At 39.1% G+C, this 18,701-nt stretch carries 14 protein-coding genes; 7 read left to right on the forward strand and 7 right to left on the reverse strand.

Translation table 11 applies throughout. The features are described from left to right. Window positions 1-173 precede the first annotated feature (173 nt). The 3 genes from J2X31_RS16680 to J2X31_RS16690 all read left to right on the forward strand — a co-directional run bounded on the left by J2X31_RS16680 (window position 174) and on the right by J2X31_RS16690 (window position 4,840). Complete coding sequence (locus J2X31_RS16680; protein ID WP_310028388.1) at window positions 174-1,622, forward strand: hypothetical protein; 1,449 nt, start codon at window positions 174-176, stop codon at window positions 1,620-1,622. Between the two features lie 34 nt (window positions 1,623-1,656). Next, window positions 1,657-3,852, forward strand: coding sequence for a glycoside hydrolase family 3 N-terminal domain-containing protein (locus J2X31_RS16685; RefSeq protein WP_310028391.1), 2,196 nt, complete (start codon window positions 1,657-1,659; stop codon window positions 3,850-3,852). A gap of 151 nt (window positions 3,853-4,003) precedes the next feature. Beyond that, the gene (locus tag J2X31_RS16690; protein WP_310028393.1) at window positions 4,004-4,840 is read left to right on the forward strand and encodes a T9SS type A sorting domain-containing protein; all 837 of its coding nucleotides are present in this window, start codon (window positions 4,004-4,006) and stop codon (window positions 4,838-4,840) included. A 597-nt stretch (window positions 4,841-5,437) separates the two neighbouring features. Here the strand turns inward: J2X31_RS16690 and J2X31_RS16695 are convergent. The 3 genes from J2X31_RS16695 to J2X31_RS16705 all read right to left on the reverse strand — a co-directional run bounded on the left by J2X31_RS16695 (window position 5,438) and on the right by J2X31_RS16705 (window position 10,018). Then, entirely contained in the window at window positions 5,438-7,201 is a 1,764-nt protein-coding gene (locus tag J2X31_RS16695; RefSeq protein WP_310028395.1) for a flavin monoamine oxidase family protein, read from the reverse strand. Window positions 7,202-7,213: 12 nt separating this feature from the next. Further along, complete coding sequence (locus J2X31_RS16700; protein WP_310028396.1) at window positions 7,214-8,401, reverse strand: FAD-dependent oxidoreductase; 1,188 nt, start codon at window positions 8,399-8,401, stop codon at window positions 7,214-7,216. A gap of 78 nt (window positions 8,402-8,479) precedes the next feature. Then, window positions 8,480-10,018 (reverse strand): peroxidase, FMP-type, encoded by a 1,539-nt coding sequence (locus J2X31_RS16705; protein ID WP_310028398.1) that lies wholly within the window; start codon window positions 10,016-10,018, stop codon window positions 8,480-8,482. Window positions 10,019-10,374: 356 nt separating this feature from the next. On the opposite strand from J2X31_RS16705, the gene J2X31_RS16710 reads away from it, so the two are divergent. From J2X31_RS16710 to J2X31_RS16725, 4 genes are read left to right on the forward strand one after another with little or no spacing between them, the layout of a single operon-like run. After that, window positions 10,375-11,775, forward strand: coding sequence for a ferritin-like domain-containing protein (locus tag J2X31_RS16710; protein ID WP_310028400.1), 1,401 nt, complete (start codon window positions 10,375-10,377; stop codon window positions 11,773-11,775). A gap of 43 nt (window positions 11,776-11,818) precedes the next feature. Next, the gene (locus tag J2X31_RS16715; RefSeq protein ID WP_310028403.1) at window positions 11,819-12,406 is read left to right on the forward strand and encodes a hypothetical protein; all 588 of its coding nucleotides are present in this window, start codon (window positions 11,819-11,821) and stop codon (window positions 12,404-12,406) included. A gap of 8 nt (window positions 12,407-12,414) precedes the next feature. Continuing rightward, window positions 12,415-13,368, forward strand: coding sequence for an MNIO family bufferin maturase (gene bufB / locus J2X31_RS16720; protein ID WP_310028405.1), 954 nt, complete (start codon window positions 12,415-12,417; stop codon window positions 13,366-13,368). Continuing rightward, on the forward strand, window positions 13,365-14,171 hold the full coding sequence (locus J2X31_RS16725) for an HvfC/BufC family peptide modification chaperone (protein WP_310028408.1): 807 nt from the start codon (window positions 13,365-13,367) through the stop codon (window positions 14,169-14,171). The genes bufB and J2X31_RS16725 overlap by 4 nt, the downstream gene beginning before the upstream one ends. Before the next feature lie 52 nt (window positions 14,172-14,223). Here J2X31_RS16725 and J2X31_RS16730 read toward each other — a convergent pair whose 3' ends face one another. From J2X31_RS16730 to J2X31_RS16745, 4 genes are all read right to left on the reverse strand, one after another. Further along, window positions 14,224-15,654, reverse strand: coding sequence for a Dyp-type peroxidase (locus tag J2X31_RS16730; protein ID WP_310028411.1), 1,431 nt, complete (start codon window positions 15,652-15,654; stop codon window positions 14,224-14,226). Window positions 15,655-15,720: 66 nt separating this feature from the next. After that, entirely contained in the window at window positions 15,721-16,167 is a 447-nt protein-coding gene (locus J2X31_RS16735; RefSeq protein WP_310028413.1) for a hypothetical protein, read from the reverse strand. 309 nt (window positions 16,168-16,476) lie between these two features. After that, complete coding sequence (locus J2X31_RS16740; RefSeq protein ID WP_510184081.1) at window positions 16,477-16,713, reverse strand: Fjoh_0651 family PID-CTERM protein; 237 nt, start codon at window positions 16,711-16,713, stop codon at window positions 16,477-16,479. A 12-nt stretch (window positions 16,714-16,725) separates the two neighbouring features. Continuing rightward, window positions 16,726-18,701: RemA C-terminal-like gliding motility protein (locus tag J2X31_RS16745; protein WP_310028417.1), on the reverse strand; the 1,976-nt coding region annotated here is incomplete at its 5' end.

Genomic DNA, 18,701 nt, shown 5'->3' on the forward strand with positions numbered 1-18,701 from the left:
AAAGAAAAGCTGCCTGATTATTGGGTGGCTTTTTTTATGATATTTTTTTCACTACAACGTTTTATCTCCTTTTAATAATGGCTTAAAGACAAATCTACCCTCATATAAGCATATTTAAAACCTTTCAAACCTACATAAATTTCAACCTTTGGTTCATTAAATTTTTTACCAAAATGAAAAGAAAACCTACTACAAAAATTGCGATCCAAATTATTTTTATAGGATTGTTTACAGCTGCAACTTTTGCCCAAAATAATGTCAGCAAAACCAAATTAAAAGTTTCAAACGACTATCACGAAGTAATGGCTAGAAAAAATGCCGACGATACCATCTGGAAATCCTATAAGGCAAAAACTATCGATAAACTTCCTGGTTTCAGTTATACAAAAGATCCCGAAACTGATTTATACGGAGCTTGGAAAATCAATCCTTCTAAAGCAACCGGATTTTTTAGAACCGAAAAACGGGGCGATCGCTGGTGGATTATTGATCCAGATGGAAATCCATTTATCCACAAAGGAGTTGCTGTATTTAGTCCAGGAACATCCGAAAATCAACAAAAGGCATTGGTTTCAAAATATAAGAACGAGAAAAATTGGGTTTCAGAGGAAAGTGATTTTTTAAAGCAACAAGGATTTAATGGAACGGGAGCTTGGTCAAAAGTAGATTTGATGCGACAAACCAAAAATCCATTAGTCTACACTGTTATTGTAAGCCCGATGGGTGCTTACAAACAACAGCACTTGAAAAAATTTGGAGGCAAATATGAAGAAGCGGGCTGGCAAAATTTCCGCTATGATTTGGCCATGGTTTTTGATCCGGAATTTGATGCTTTCGTAGAAAAAGAAATTTCGAAAATAGCAAAATATAAAAACGACAAATACCTGCTTGGTTATTTTACGGATAATGAATTGCCTTGGGTTGACGATGCTTTAGACAGGCATTTGGAGAAATTAGACAAAAAAGAAACAGGCTATATTGTCGCAAAGAAATGGCTTGACCAAAGAAAAGGGAAAGATGCTTCCGTGGAAGATATTACGGAGGAAGATCGTCAGGAATTCACAGCGTTTTATTTTGAAACCTACATTAAAAAGGTTTCCGAAGCGGTAAAAAAATACGATCCAAATCACTTGTATTTAGGATGCCGTTTCAATCAAGAATTGGATGAACTAGACAATCCGAAAATCTTTGAAGTGGCTGGAAAATATATGGATGTGGTTTCCATCAACCATTATAGGAAATGGGAACCTGTTCAATCCACCCTTGAAAATTGGGAAAAATGGTCAGGAAAACCTTTTATAATTACTGAATGGTATGCTAAAGGAGAAGATTCTGGATTGCCTAATAAAACAGGTGCTGGATGGAATGTACCTACCCAAAAAGACCGAGGCTATTTCTATCAAAATTTCATCATCGAATTATTAAAAAGCAAGTCCTGTGTGGGATGGCACTGGTTCAGATACCAAGACAATGATCCTGAAAACTTGAAAACAGATTACTCAAACCGTGATTCTAACAAGGGAATTATTGACAGCAAATACAATTATTATAAACCTTTGATTGAAAATATGAAGGTTTTAAATGATCATACGTATGAGCTCATTCAATATCTGGACAAATAAAAAATTACAAAACCCAACTGCATTCCTAATTAAAATGAAAAAAACGCTTATCACTGTCCTCCTCTTTTCTATTCTACCGCTTGCTGCACAAAACAAAAAAGCAATCTACAAGGATAAAAATGCTCCAATCGAAACACGTATTGAAAACCTCATCAGCTTAATGACTTTGGAAGAAAAAATCATGCAGATGAACCAATGGACATATGGAAAAAATGCGAATCCGAACAACATTGGTGAAAAGATGAAGGAAGTTAGTCCCACAATTGGATCGCTACTTTACAGAAGCACCAATCCTGAATACCGCAACCAGGTCCAGAAAAAGGCAATGACAGAATCCCGACTGGGCATTCCGATTATTTTTGGTTTCGATGCCATTCACGGCTATCGAACAGTTTTTCCTATTCCGTTGGCACAAGCTTGTTCTTGGAATACCGATTTGGTAAAGGAATCATGCTCTATCACTGCAAAAGAAAGCTGGCTTTCAGGTTTAGATTGGACCTTCTCCCCTATGTTGGACGTAGCCAGAGACGCTCGTTGGGGCCGTGTTTCCGAGGGGTATGGAGAAGATACCTATGCTAATTCGGCTTTTGCTGTTGCTGCTGTAAAAGGCTATCAAGGTAAAAGCCTATCGGATAAATACACCATTGCTGCTTGTTTGAAACATTACATCGGTTACAGTTTATCAGAAGGAGGACGCGATTATCATTACAGCGACATTTCAAACCAAACATTATGGGAAACTTTTATGCCTCCGTTTGAAGCCGGAATCAAGGCTGGTGCCGCAACGGTAATGAGTGGTTTTAATGATATTTCGGGAGTTCCCGCTTCTGCAAATTATTATACCCTGACCGAAGTTTTAAAGAAAAAATGGAAACACGACGGATTTGTTGTTTCTGATTGGGGTTCGGTTATACAATTAGTGGATCAAGGCGTTGCAAAAGATATAAAAGAAGCCACGCTGAAATCGTTTATGGCAGGTGTCGAAATGGATATGGTTGACAATGCCTATGTTGATTTCTTACCAGAGTTGGTTGCCGATGGAAAAGTGCCGATGGCTTCGATTGATGAAGCAGTAAGAAGAATTTTACGCGTGAAAATGAAATTAGGACTTTTTGAAAATCCGTATGTTGATGTCGTGCCAGAAGAAAAGCGTTATTTATTGCCAGAATATTTAAAAGTAGCCGAAGAATTGGCCGCTGAATCAATGGTTCTATTGAAAAACGAAAAGCAAACGTTGCCGATTACTTCCAAATATAAAAGTCTGGCAATCATCGGACCGATGGTAAAAGATTCCGTTCACATTATGGGTTTTTGGGAAGGAATGGGACGGCCTCAAGATGTTGAAACAATCTATGAAGGTTTGCAAAAAGAATTTAAAAAGAAAGTAGTTTTGAATTATGCCCTAGGTTGTGATTTTGATGGCGATGACAAAAGTGGCTTTGCAGATGCTTTAACGGAAGCAAATAAATCAGATGCCGTAGTCATATTCTTGGGAGAAAAAGCAAACTGGAGTGGCGAAAACGGTTCCCGTTCTACAATAGCATTGCCCAAAATTCAAGAAGATTTGGTGGCCGAATTGCAAAAATCAGGAAAACCAATCATCTTGATGCTTTCCAGCGGAAGACCTTTGGAATTGATCCGATTGAATGAAATGGCAGATGCAATTGTGGAAATCTGGCAACCTGGAACAACTGCTGGTTCTGCAGTCGCTGGAATTCTTTCAGGAAGAAGAAATCCTTCAGGGAAATTATCAATCACATTTCCTCAAACTACCGGACAAATTCCTATTTACTACAATATGCGTGAATCTTCGCGACCAAAATCAGGACATTATCAAGATATTCCAAGAGATGCTTTGTATTGGTTCGGACACGGTTTGAGCTATACGACTTATGACTATTCTCCCATAAAATTATCGGCTACAAAAATTAGAAAAAACGAAAAGCTAGTTGCCGAAGTTGAAGTAACAAATTCTGGAAATGCAACAGGAAAAGAAACCGTTTTGTGGTTCATCAAAGATCCATTCGCAACTATTTCCCGACCTATGAAAGAGCTTAAATCATTCGAGAAAAAACTCATCAAAGCTGGAGAAAAAATAGTGTATCGTTTTGAAATCGATCCGATGAAAGATTTGAGTTATGTGGATAGTTTTGGCGAAAGGCATTTGGAAACGGGCAATTTTTTCGTAATTGTAAATGATCAGAAAGTACAATTTGAACTTATCGATTGATGCCAACCGCACATTAGGTAAGCCCTATCCTACCTTTCAAATAAATTCTACATTTTAAACACAATTGACCCCCTAATCACGTATGATTATATTCCGTCTAAGAAAGGGATAATTGTAATTTTCGGGAATTAATAATTAAAATAATTACAAAATGAAAAAAATTACTCTTATCGCATTTTTGCTGCTTTCAACTTTTTTGAATGCACAAACAACTTTCGCTATTTATACGGAAGACCCTACTATTGAAGCTGGTGTAAATTCTCTAAGATTCAGCAACGGTCAAGGATTTGCTTTAACCCAACCAACAACCGCTCCTTATGAAGGTAACGAAAATTACCTTTTTGCCTTCAACGGAACAAGTTCTTACTTTCACGGAATTTTATTTCCAAGAAATGCGGCCAATACAGCAGATGCGGCTGTAAGCTTAGTACCTTATTCCTACTATAATCTTTCGCTGAAAACAGCTTCTGCAACACCTTTTTATATCCGTATGAGAGGTAATAATATAACAGCAAAAGTCCTTATTGATCCCTCAGCAAACAGCTACGGCTTTAGCAACGACAATCAATGGCATTTACTTTCTATTCCGATTGTTGATTTTATTCCTGAGTCGGATGCCTTTAGCTTGGCTACCATCACCGAAATATTTGTGTTGAGAAGCAATACAACAGGAACAACGGCAGGATCTGCAAATGATTTTGAAGTGGATAACATCTATGCCTCAGTTGAAGAGGTACTGGGTTTAAAAGAAGAAAAGTTGGCAAATTTCGGCATGTATCCAAATCCTGCCTCAAACAGCCTTTCCTTCAATTCTTCTGAAACGATTGACAAGATTTACATCTATAGCATGCTAGGTCAACGAATAATGGAAATGAGTCCGAAAGTCAGCACTCTTTCAACTGATATTTCGGGATTGCAAACTGGTGTATATATTGTTACGGTTGAAGTTGACGGAAAATCATCAACAACCAAGCTTATTAAAAGATAGGTCAACATTCTTATCATAGAATAGTAAAAGTTTAAAGAAGCAGAGACAACTTCAATAGGCTGTCTCTGCTTCTTTAAACTTTTACTCTTTCAAATTAGTAAGTCAATATTTGTCAAGTCTTAAAGGTCTTAATTTTCTAGGATGTTATATTTTTATGCATTTGTAACTCAACCGTTCTTAATGTCCTTTATCTCTTTAAAATTATGGTTTGTTTGAGTTTTTGATAAATTTTGTACCCCTCTTGTACCTCGCGCTCAATGTCATTAAGTTAAGCTCAATCTTGTCCTCCCGACGAAGGAGGGAACTCACAAGTAGCTCTATAAAGTGAATTTGACAATGCGATTCCTCCTTCGTCGGAAGGACAAAACAGACGGTTTATTTCCTTAACTTAATGACATTGACCTCGCGCTACCTGTGAAGTACTAAAGATACTAGAAAGTTAATTTTTGCATCGGAAAATAAAAATAAGAAAACCTAAAAAACCAGTTAAAATGCTTTTATAGAAAGTTTAACTGGTTTTCGTTTGCAAAATCATAATCTACCAACAAAACTTTAAATGCATTTATTTTGCTGTGCAATCCATCAGGTACCTGACCATTACCATCCTAAATAATAATTAGGACTTAACCATACCGGACGATCGAGTCCAAAATAATCGTTCAGCATTTTCTCGGCTTCACAGAAAGCACCTTCCACCCAACCTTGCTGATCTGAATAGGCTTCTCCACAAATATGGATTTGTTCGTTGGCAAAGGGTTTCCTCATATAAGGCATTACCTTTTCAACCGAGTAACCGGCTTTCCATGCATGGTATCCGGCACCAAAGGGATCATCTGTCCAATCTCTGAAATAGGTTACATAAGGTTCTGGTATCGTTACCTTATCACCGTGCAACTCGCGCAGTTGGTTCATTACTTCAGCAACCATCAATTTAGTGGCCTGAACATCATCAAGCTGGTGCAGTTCCTTTAACGATGCTGATTTGGCAGGTTTTACTTCAAAAAGGACTTTGTCATCCGAGAGTGCTTTCCAGAATGTTTCGGTTTCCATATCACCGTAGCTTCCCAAGAGCATCGAATTCTGGGTTTGCTCATCTGTCCCAAAATAGTAACATTGCCTCATTGGCAAATCGGTGATCGAATGGCCGGAATCCATTCCTAATTCTTTCCACCACGGATATTCAAAACCCATCAATATCTTAAACGCTGGCTCCATGATCACGGAACGGATATTCTTGCTTATTGTGGAATCTTCATCAGTGTTGAAAAAGAAATTTTCCTGATCCAAAAGCTCCAAAGATTTCCTTGGCATGGCAAGAACCAACGTATTAGCATACACTTTCCATCGCGTATTCGTTTGCAGGTTCAGAAAAGTCAATTCATATTTATGTGTATCTTTTGAAGGATGGTCTTTTGTAAAAGTAAGCAGTTTATTCTCAGACCAGATACAAGCACCTTCATTATCCATATAAGCATTGGCTACGGCATAAGCGATACTGTCATAACCTTCCTCAATGGTTTTATAAATTGTTCCAGCAGAGAAATCGCCTACCATATACGGAAAAGCTTCGGCTGAATTCCAATTGATGGTATTGGAATAATAGCCTCCCGCATTGGCTAAAAACTGATAGCCTTCTTGAGAAACCCTGTCCTTGATTAAATTCCAGAATCCTAAATCGTTCACCTTGCGTTTGTCATACGGAGAACCTGGAAAATTATATACCATTTTAGGTTTTATATCATCCCAATCACAACTGTTCAATTCAAAAGAGTAATCATAGATTGAAGCTCCTTTTTTGATTTTACTTCCATAAGTTTTTGCAACCCAAGGATCTGCCATTAGAACATCATATATGATTTTGTTGAAGAGCTGGTCTGAGCTAAAACCAAAATCATCCTCATTTAGGTAATATCGGGTCTGCAATTTTTTACCCTCTCCCTGTGCAACGGTCCAAGCGTCTTGCATAGTACGCTCTTTTCTAAGATACATTAATAACTTCGTTGGATCGCCCATTGGAAAAGGAACAGGCGTCATTTTATCTTTTAATACCGGAGTACGCTTGCTCAAGTCTTTTTCGCTAAGCGGATAGCCTTCAATCAAGGTTGTAACGATTTCCTGTGAAGTCAGGTAACGCATGCCTCCAAGTTCGCCCCAGAAATTCATTCCAGGCATAATAACCGATTCCAATCTTCCTCCTAGTCTGCTACTCATATCAAAGATTTGCACTTCGCTGGCGTTGTACTTTTTTTCGGATGTCAAACGGTAAGCGGTATATAGTCCTGAAGTTCCAGCACCAATAATCGCTACTTCAATTTTTAAATCGGGATGCATGCCCGGATTTAAAGGTGTATTTTTATTCATAATATTTTAAATTTAAATTGATTGAAAGAATTTACGTCCCAATTGGAAAGGTGTAATATCAAAATCCGTATGGCCATCCAATACAAGATCCGACATTATTTTTCCGAGAAAAGGAGTAAATTTTGCCGCCCATCCGGTTGCATAAACTACAATGTTCTTATGATTCGGCACGTAAGACGGTGCAAAATCAATCAACAGTTCTTTGTTTGGAATCTTGCTTAAAGCGATGAGGCATGTTGACGTATATTCAGGTTCCGTACTCAATCCTGTCATGTGGTTTTGAACCCATTGAGAGGTATAAGCCAATTCCTGTTCGTTAGGAATCAAGGTCCTGTCTTTGGGTTCATCTATTGGATTTATAACGAAATCAGGAGCTACACGAATATAATCTGGATTATCCCAATCGACCGAAGGGAAGCCGTAGAACTGATTGCCATTTTCACCGATTGCATTTTGAAAAACAAACCATGTTGGATATTGGATCGTTGGATCGGTCTTCTTAAAGTAAGCCGAAGACATGTTCCAATACGTAGCTTCAATTTCAAAATCCAAAAGATTGATGACGCTATTGATATAAGGACCAGGAATGATTGCCAGTTTCTCTGTGATGTATAGGCCTTTTGGCGTAGTTACCTCAAAGAGTTTTCCTACTTGATTGATTTTAAGCACTGGCGAATTCTCCTCTAAATGAATATTTTCTTCTTTTTTGCAAAGATTTAGAAGCGTTTCAATCGTTGCTTTGAAATTGATGCTGGCACCATCCGGTTGAAACAATCCCGTGTAGGTTTCGGGCAAATTCTTAAAATGGTATTGGTCTTCAATTTCTTTTGCAGTCAAGGTTGTATAAGGAACATTCAATGCCTTGAGTGCCTTTTCGGCCTCACCTATATTTCCCTCGGTAGAATGCACATTTGGATCTCCAAACCAGAGCGTACCTACCTTATCTAGTAATTCTACATCGGTTTCTTTTTGCAACTCCTCCCAATACGGCTGGGCATCCAAAGCCATCTGCACCATATATGCATCTGGATACGGAATCCTGAACTGGCGTGAAACTCCTGCAGAACTCCCCAATTGATTCACAAAAGTAAACTGTTCCAACACTAGGGTTTTAGCTTTTCGTTTACCGAGATTGTATGCCGTGGCCAAGCCTATTGCACCTCCGCCAATGACAATTACATCATAATTTTCTGTGTTCATAATGTTTATATTTTAGTTTTTATCAACAGAAGAACTCCAAAATGCTCTAAAGAAGAACACTGTGGAGTTCCGTTTGGTTTATTCTTTATGATAGGGACATCCTGATGCTGCGGGAGCTCCAATAAAATTTGCATCCGGAAATTGCTCGTCTATTATACGTCTCTGCTCGGCAGGGATATCTTCTAGCTTACGAAGTGTGTTTACCTGGATATGGGGCCAGCTTGTAGTACCTCCATCGTCTCCGAAATGGAATTCGAAGAATATGATTTGTTCGTATTGCAATTGAAGGATTTCTCTTCCGTCTTCGATAACTGTTTCAATCCACATGCTCATGTTCATTTCGACTGTTGGGACAAAACGGTTCACAAACGGAACATTCAATATACCTCCCTGTGCTCCGGTTTTGTTTTTGGACGACATCTGAATCAGTATATGATTTTTTATATCCTCTTTATTAATGGAATCACGTAGCCTTAAATCTGGCCTAACGGAGTAAGGATATAAATCATTTGCCAGTATTCGCTGGGTATAGATTTTGTTTTCTCCCGGGTCATTTTGATCGTTGAGCGTTTCAAATACCCATGCTGGTGCCGGCTGATCGAGGTTTATGGGGTTAGTCTCACTCGCACCGGCACCTCCCATGGTTCTGGAAATTGATAGGTGGTCGTATTTCCATGCCGCATCACCTGTTGGAAATTGTGGCGGGCCTGGAATCACATAATTTGAACCACTTGGAGCTATGTCTCCTAATAAAGTTATGGTGCTTCCGTGTGGAATTACTCCACTTCGGGAAATAGAGTAATCAGGAATAAAATAAGGTCCTGTTTGTCCTGTTCCCGGTTTGAGCTCTTTGGATGCAATGATTTCAGAGTATTTTCTACCATTCAGGTTTTCAAGGGTTACATATTCATCCTGCCCCACATCATTCTTAATCAGAAAAAGTGTTTCGTCCTGATAGCCACTTTTATACAAATCCTTATTGGGATTATCTGGCGAAATGGCATGTATGCCACGGTCCTCTTTTATGGATTGTGCTGTAGCAGCATGATTGAATACATCACTGAGCCACAAATACATTCCGTTTTCCTCATGGATTGGCGTGTATTTTAAAGTTGCTTCTCCCTCTACAGTGTTTACGCTTTTGATGCTTTGCTCATATTTTATAGCACCACAAAATTGCTCGTTTCCACCACCGCGATTACGAACCCCACCCGGAACCAAATTAAAGATCAGTTTTTCTATATATTCTTCACAATCGAAGCTGTACTTTCCTGGAATACCTCCAGAGTTAGTTCCAGGAGATGGCATGATAGTGGTATGTATGCCACTTCCGATAAACGGTTTCTTACTTTGGTTATCATTCTTACTTTTATAGCTGACCCAAGTGCCTTCCAATACTTTTAAAACACCATAATCTACTTTATCAACTATTTTTTGCAGATCTTCTACATGAAATGGCCTAATCGGATCTTCTATAAGAAGTTTTCCATAACCCTCCATCAAATTCTCAAGGATACCTTTGTTGCCTTCTTGGGGTGCTTTGAACAATGTTTTTTCTGACGGTTTTGTGTTTTTTTGAGATAAATTTATCTCTTCTTCGCTTTTACGTTTTAACATAGTAGGTGATTTTTAGTTATTAATAAGTGTAAAGAAGCTGGAGCCATATATAAAGATTTTCATCTTATACTATATTGAGTAGTTTAAAATTATACGTTACAATGGTAAAGTGAAATTTTTAAAAAACACTAGGTAGTTTTACTTGTTTTATTGCGTGAGGCTCATATACATACAATCTAATGAACGCTTTAGCATTTTCTACTCTAAAAACAGGTAATTCTACCTGACACTGCTTGTATTCGTTTCCCTAAATTTGGATGAGCTACACAAGGCACCTTTTCTAACATCATTTTGATTGTCAGATTATAAAAAGAGGCTGTCTTTCTTGTAATCAACATTAAACAAACAAGAACACTATGACACATCAAAAATTTTTTGGAGAAAAACCTGAAAAAGTGACCCTTGAAAATTTGGAAGAAGCCCTGCAACAGGCCATAGAGATCGAAATCTCAACAATTCCGACTTATCTTTACACGTATTACTCCATCAATCGGGCTCCCTCACAACAGGTGATGATCAATACATTGACCAATGCATTGCTACAAATCCGAAAGCAACCCCCTTATAGCTTTGATGAGGCATCAGCTATAGCCTTAGACATATCAGCAGATGTAATGGTTTTTGCAAATAAGGCAGGTGCCTTGATCATGAGTGTGGCTATTGAAGAAATGCTACATATGGCACTTTCATCCAACCTCAAGCAAGCATTAGCAGGAATGCCTGTACTAAACGGAAGGTCGCCTGCCACATGGCCCACAGAACTTCCCGGACATCAGCCACCCCTTAAAATCAATACGGCGAAACTGTCGATGAAGCAATTGGAAACGTTTCTTAACATCGAAAAGCCAATGAAGCCTAAACAAAAGAACCTGAAATCAAGAAGGGCTTATATTCCCTATCCCACAATTGGAGAATTTTATGAGATGGTTGTAGACTGTCTTGAAAACAATCCCGATATCCGATACAATACCCACTCACCTCAACTTGTCCCTGGAAAAGGTTATTATGCACAGAATAACATCGATACAATTTATTATGACAAGATGCACAAGCCTGTTTTTACAAATGAAGATAATTCAGGCGACCTTATTTGCGTGGCAGACAAAACCTCGGCATTAGATGCAATAAATTTAATTGTGGAACAGGGAGAAGGACAACTTGTTAAAAATGCCCCATATTTAGATGACGAGAACAACCTTATTTTTTCTGAACTTCTCCGATATGACTTTACCCCTAAGGAAGGGGAAGAATCCTCTCATTTTGAAAAATTTGCAGAAATTTATCAGATGTACAATACATTGGAAACAAGATACAACAGTTACAACATTGAAACTATAAGTTTCAGTGACTTGTTCGTGATGAATATTGTCTCTAATCCAGCCACATCCGATTATCCCGCCCATATTGCTCCAGTATCTGATCTAATCAATGGTATCTATACCTACATTTTTGTGATGATTGAGGAATGTTACCGAAAATCCGGAAGCACACAATACGAAACCTTCATGTTCGGAATTCATAAATCGATGATTTTTATCCTGAATTCACTCTGTGGTGACATCATGAAACTAAAATATAAAACAGTTGAAGGTATAGAATATAATGCGGCACCTACTTTTGAGAACTATCCCTTCAGCCCCCTCGCCCGACCAAAAAGTCAGTTGCAGGATCTTTATAAAGTGGCTGTTGTGGCGTATCCTTCCATTTCATATCTCGGAAACCGTATTGATGACCTCCCGGATGTTGATTTAAAATAAGCATTAGTAATTAATGTACCAGTACAAAATAAATTATAATAGTATGGCTATAATAGAACACAACAAGGAACTCTCAATGTGTGGAGGCACGACACCACCACCGGCAACTCCAGTGGCTCCTGCCAATATAAAACCACCTGTTGAATTGCACGTTTGCATGGGATTGAATGCCTGCAAAGGACACGACCGTACAGGCTCAAACAACTGTGCAGGAACAGGTTACTGTGCAACAGCTCAACAGCACAACTGTCAAACCCTGAACAATTGCCGAGGTCAAGGAGGATGCGGTTTATATGGCGATGCACTCCAACAGGAAAATCCAGGAAACAATAATTGTGCATGGCAAGGAAGTTGTGCCGTACCCATACAGGCAGAGCGATTCAGTACACTTGGAGCCAACAAGGGACTCAGTACCTGGAAACTCGCACGACAGCTTTTTGAAAAAAGGATGAGAGAAGCAAATAGAAATGTAGGTCCCGCTCCTTTTGAATGTGGACCTCCTCAAAACTGGTTGGTAACAACATTGGGATCGTATGATTCTTGTGGAAACAGCGGCGACAAAAGATGTTCGTTCGGTTTTAACAACCCTGAGGACAATGCAAAAGATCTTTGCGAGGGTAAATCCGAGTAAAATGCAATATGGAGAGTGTATCAAAAACCTTTAGTGCCAAGGTAAAGTCAATACCTAATCCCGGTCTGGGTTTAGGGTTAAGAAGTGTGCATTTTGATCATATCCTTGAGCATAATCCTGCGGTAGATTGGTTTGAAATCATCTCAGAAAACTTTATGGATTCAGGGGGAAGACCCCGCCACATTTTAAGAATATTGGCAGAACGATATCCATTGGTAATGCACGGAGTATCGCTTTCCATTGGCAGCACCGATCCTATAAATTGGGATTACCTGACCAAGCTCAAGGCATTAGCGAAAGAAATAAACCCTCTATGGATAAGCGACCACTTATGCTGGACCGGTGTAAACCTTTTGAATACACACGATCTTTTGCCAGTGGTACTCAACGAAGAGTCATTAAAGCATATCATTGATCGCATAAAGCAAATTCAGGACTACCTTGAACGGCCACTTATTGTAGAAAACCCAAGTACCTATCTGAGTTTTAAACAATCGACTATCGATGAATGGGATTTTCTTCGACATATGGCAGAGGAAACGGGCTGTGGTTTATTGCTGGATGTAAACAATGTCTATGTATCTTCCTTTAACAATGACTTTGATGCCGCACATTACATCAAGCAACTACCTCACGACCAAATCGTACAGATGCACATTGCAGGCCATCAACATTGTGGCAACTATATAATCGATACGCACGACAGGAAAGTGGTAGATGAAGTCTGGGAACTCTTTTCGCTGGCATGGCAACTAACAGGCGGAGTAGCCACCTTGCTGGAATGGGACGGCAATATCCCCGATTTTGACACCTACCATAATGAACTATTAAAAGCAAAGCAATTTAAGAACGGCTTCCACTATGCAGAATCTACAGCAACATGTGAATATCCTACCCATTTGACCGTATCCAATCCTGTTGATTTTTTGGTTAATGATATTAAAACCATTTCCAATAAATGACCACTAAAGACCCCTTATCTATAAACCATATTCAAAACTGGATGCAGGCCATGCTAACACAGCATGTGCCTGTATTTCATTTGGACATTCCTACAAATCAAATAATTAAGGATTCTAAACGGCTTAGTGCCTCCCAGCATCTGTCTATCTACAGGCAAAGCTATATTGCCAGGCTTCGCTCCTGTATGCAATCACAATTTAAATGCCTAGCTTATGCATTAGGCGAATCCCTTTTTCAGGATTTTGCGGATCAATATCTCGACAGCCATCCTTCCACCAGCTACACCCTAAACAACCTTGGGAAAAACTTTGCTGCATTTCTTGAAAAGACAAGGCCTCAAGACGAGTATGAAGAGGAGAATTGGCCTCAGTTCATGATTGAGCTCGCCACCTTTGAATATGCACTTTCAGAAGCATTTGATGCTCAGGAGGTAAATGTCAATGTCCCGAATATTCATACCCCGGATCATTTACTCACGATAGCACCACAACTGCTTCTTTTTGAGCATCAATTCCCAATATGCAATTTCTATCTTGACTTCAATGCTAATCTTTTACCCGAACTTCCATTTCCGCAACAGAGCCATTGTGGTATTTCCCGACAAAACTATAAGCTGGGATTATTCAGTATAGGTCCTGATCAGTATCATTTTTTGAATTCCATCAAATCAGGTGCATCCATTTCTGAAGCACAGAATGAATTGATCGCTTCCTTTAAATTCAAAAGGAAAGACCTAGACAGGGTTTGGCCAATATGGAAAAGCAATTTCATTGCATCGGGTTTTATTGTTGAAAAGTCATAAGACCACAAATCAGAGCAACCTGCCCTACCTCTTTTTATTTTACAAATTTTTTCTAAATTCCTATTGCTATTTCTTTAAGAGCGGAAATAGAAGGTAACAAGCAGTAAGCAGTTCCGCGGGTAACAATAAATTGCGGTAATGGACCAGCAACAACTATACTTGTACCGTCTTCCATCGGTATTGTGAAGTCAATATCAATATTCCCCTGTTCAGCACCTATACGGTTGGCAACCAATGGATCCTGAGGAGTTTTTTTAGCAGGATTAAACACATCACTGAAGTTATTCATGTTCATCCAACCGTAAAGGGTTTCAAATTGGGTGTTCAAATCGCCACACAGAAATAGGCCTATCAAGCCACGGTCTGCACTCGGATCTACTGAATATGGAGCACCATAGGCCATTCCGCGTCTTAAAAGACGAGGCACAGTGGTTGATCCAGCAACATCAACTCCTTCATCTCTTGGGTTAGCGACCCTAGTATGGGCGGAGAAAGGACATTTAACCCCTTTCATATCATTCGCTAAATACCCAAAATCAGTACTTTTGGAAGTGACCTGCTCTGGTTTTTCTGGAGAGAGAACCAATGGAGATCCATTACGCCATCGGCCACACATTTTGGCGGCGAGCCACTCAACTGTGAATTCCTCTGTTTGCTTAAGCTTCGGTGCAATTAATGCAGCCTGCTCATCCAAGAACTTATAAAATGTAGCAGTATCCTGATACAATATACGAAATGCATTATAGCATCCATTTTTTGCAAATTTGGCTTCAGGACCAGAAAGCGGACCCGGAATGGGATCCTGAAGAGTGCTGTATCCTATAAGAAAATTATTAAGATCTTGCTGATCTTCCCCTGCGGGATCATCATTTAAATCAGGCTCATCGATAGAATCTCTGTACCGGAAGTGAATAAAATCAGATGGAACCAGTAAATATTGCTCTAACCTGCCTGTCTCAGAAATTAAAGGTTTTAATTCTTTAACTGTTGCATTGCTATTGGCGGCTGCAGTTGTTATGATTCCTACTATACGGTCCTGAGCTCCTGGGTTCATTGCATAGGCATGCACAACACAATGCACCTCTTCATTTTTAAATTTTTTATTCCACCATTCTGATGGATCACCCGGGCCATAGTCACCCAAGGATTGCTGTGCATTATTTGGATCCCAAGGACCTTTCTTGAATGTTGTTGAAAAACTCGAATTCTGAACGTCCAATTCAGGCTTTAAAATTGCAATACCACCAGCAGTAAGACCAATGTTCAGCATCATTTCAGGCTTTAATGCTCCCCAGTCCTCGGCACTCTGGAGATAAGGAAGCAGTTCCTTGAAAAAACCTCTTATGTATTTAAGACCCGATGCATCGCTACTGAAATTAAACAGCAGGTGTACCGAGCATGGATGTGTATATCCATTAATAATAAGACCTTGGATATCGCTTAAATCGGGTTTTATAGGTGATGAAAGTTGTTTAGTATTCATAATCTAATGTATAAAAATAGCAGGGTTATTAAACCCTGCTACAATGTTATTCTATAATTACTACAATTAAAATTGTGCCACAATTTGCTTAACCGATTGTGGATAGGCATAATAAAGATCCGCAGCTTTGCTCAGATTACGATCATTGATGAAGTTGGAGAAGATCGTAAATGTGATGTCTTCAGGCTTCGTCGGAAAGTTGGCCGGCTTGTTCGCCCACAATGCTATGACAACGAGAAATGCAGCTTTGATCGTATCAGAATTCTTGTAGAATGCTTCAAGATAGGAATTCATATTTCCATCAAATTCCGTAATGACCAGTATTCCTGCAATACCTTCTCCATTGCTATTCGGTACAAGTGCGATACGAGCATAATGGACGATTGCCATCTTATCCAGTGCCGCTTTAGTTGCTTTACTGTTAAAATTTTCATACGCATATTTTGCGGCTTCCTGTGCCTCGGAAGTTTGATAAATGGGCACATACATTGTTAATGGGTTTACTGGTTGCATACTAACATTGGTTAAGTTTTTTGCCTACTCTATGATTCCGTTTTCAGCTTCTCGGATAAATAATTTATGCCAGCATTGACACAAAGTTTTGGGGCTTTAACGTTACATCATAGGAAGTGAAAAACCTGTAAGCCAAGTTTTAAAAACAAATAAGCATATCGCTTATCATAGTCCATTTTGCAACTATGTTCGTAAGTAAAATAACCCAGAGAGGATCATCAATCCGACAATCCTCTCATTATGGTTATTTGAAAGTAATGACTATCTAACATTACCTATAAATTAGCAATTCTATTCCTTTTAAAGGGCTTATTCCTGCATTTTGTCTGTTGCAACCTTACGCATGCCTTTGAAATAATAGAAACTAAAGAGGATACCAGCAACGGCCAACCAGATAAGCTTCCCATTTATAGGTGCTCCTTCAACTGATCCATCCGTATTCCCGAATTCGTCTTCAACATCTGTTCCTGGATCCTGTGCAAACATTAAGAAATCTCCTAACATTACCGTTGCATATAAGTATATTTTTAAATATTTATTAATCATAACGTTTAATTTTTAATGGATTATTTTTTTATTGATCGTATTGCCTTCTTCTGTAATTACTTGTACTATTAGCACTTGTTCTTCTGCATTGAGGTCTTCAATTATGGCTAAGGAAGCATTTATACCCTCTTTTGAATACACTATCCTCCCGAGCATATCGTAAATATTGATGGACTTCATTTTAGTCTTACCACTATTGACGGTGATATTATTCCTGTTTTTTGAAATAATAAAGTTATTTCTCTCAAAAGCAGGAGTATCCAATGCGCTACTGTAAACCACTGTAAATCTATTTTCGAAAGTTCCTTCGGATGTTGCAAATGTGTATGCACCGCTGTCACTAAGGTTATGTATTAAACCCAATAAATTATCTCTTAAATAGATGTTTTGTCCTTCATCAAAAACACCTGTTTTCTGGCTTATGTTGATAGTATAGTTTCCATCGGTCGACGTTTTGTATCCCAGAGGAACTACATCTTCTACATTAAAACTTTCCCTCGCCTGAATGACAAGTTTGGTATCTTCAGCTATAGAATATAAAGCAGTAGCACCATCGTTGATCAGCTTGCCATCATAACCATAGTCTAATCCAAGGGTTGTAAAAGAAGTATATGCAATTGCTGTCTGCCCAAACTCGTTATTCTCATTTTTGATATCGAGCCAAAGCTTGGAAGTAGGTAATGTTTCTAATGTGACATTGTTTTCCGTACCCGCTCTAAAGAATTGGCCGTTGTTCACTGCTCTTCTCATAGTGTTGTTAAAATCCAGAGTTGCAGCTGTTGGAGCAGCTTTGATTATAAAACCCTGTCCTGGGTTGATCACCCAGTTTGCCTCCTCACCTTCATTAAATGCACCTGCAGAAGTATCGCCATCCAAGGCATTGCTTGCTACATAGGCTGCAAGTGTAACAGTAGCATAGGCAGTACCACTACTTCCATTTCTTTTTCTCCAGAAATAAAGGGTACCATCATCAAGATTTGACTGGTTGAAAAGTATGAAATCCTGAACATTTATTGGAGAAGGATAAGGATTCCCTACTGCATTGAATCTTGCATTCTGTGTCTCTAAAGCAATAGAAGTAGTTCCATTATTTGGAGTACCTGTAAACGTACCATTAAATACAGAGGGCGAACTTGTACTTGAACCTTCTGGCATACGGATTAAATAACCTTTGGCAGTAACAAATTCTTCTTCATTCGGATTCCCTCCAAACACTCCCGAAGCACTCAAGTAATTACTGTAGGCATTAAGCGATGTGTTGTAGACATAAAAATGCTGATCCAAGGTCAAAGGAGAAAATTCCTTAAGTTTTTGGTTTCCGTTTACCGGGGAAGACCAGATGGTATAATCCAAACCATACAATGAGGAGCTATTTCTTTTATAGATAATTGTTCCTGAATTGATCACTTCATCAGTTTGGATTAAATTTGAGTTTTGTTCAAATGTAAGCGAGCCTCCAGAAACTGAAACCATACCTTTGATGATAAAATTATCTCCACTGGCTACTGTAACATCTCCACTGTTTACTGTAAGCGAACAAGCTGTGATTACTCCGTTTAGTGCTGAATCATAATTTCCATTTATTGTAGCCGTATAAGAGTTGCAATTTGGGACACCGTTGCTCCATGAATCTCCATCCCATGAAGTAGTAATACTGCAATCAAGTACATTACCTATTGTAAAGTTTTTTTGGATCGAGCATCCGTTGGCATCGGTGATGGTTACCGTGTAGTTACCTGATGAAAGACCACTGGCAGTTGCAGCCGTACCTCCCGAAGGCGACCATGAATAAGTATATGAACCAGTACCGCCAGAAGCAACAACGCTTGCCGTACCGTTGGAACCACCGTTGCAGCTTACGTCAGTCTGAGACTGGGTGGCCGTCAAGGCAGACGGGGCGTTGATGGTAAAGTTTTTTTGGATCGAGCAACCGTTGGCATCGGTGATGGTCACTGTATAGGAACCAGCCGAACGACCTGTAGTAGTTG

This window comes from Flavobacterium arsenatis (genome assembly GCF_031456785.1).
Taxonomy (GTDB): Bacteria; Bacteroidota; Bacteroidia; order Flavobacteriales; family Flavobacteriaceae; genus Flavobacterium; species Flavobacterium arsenatis.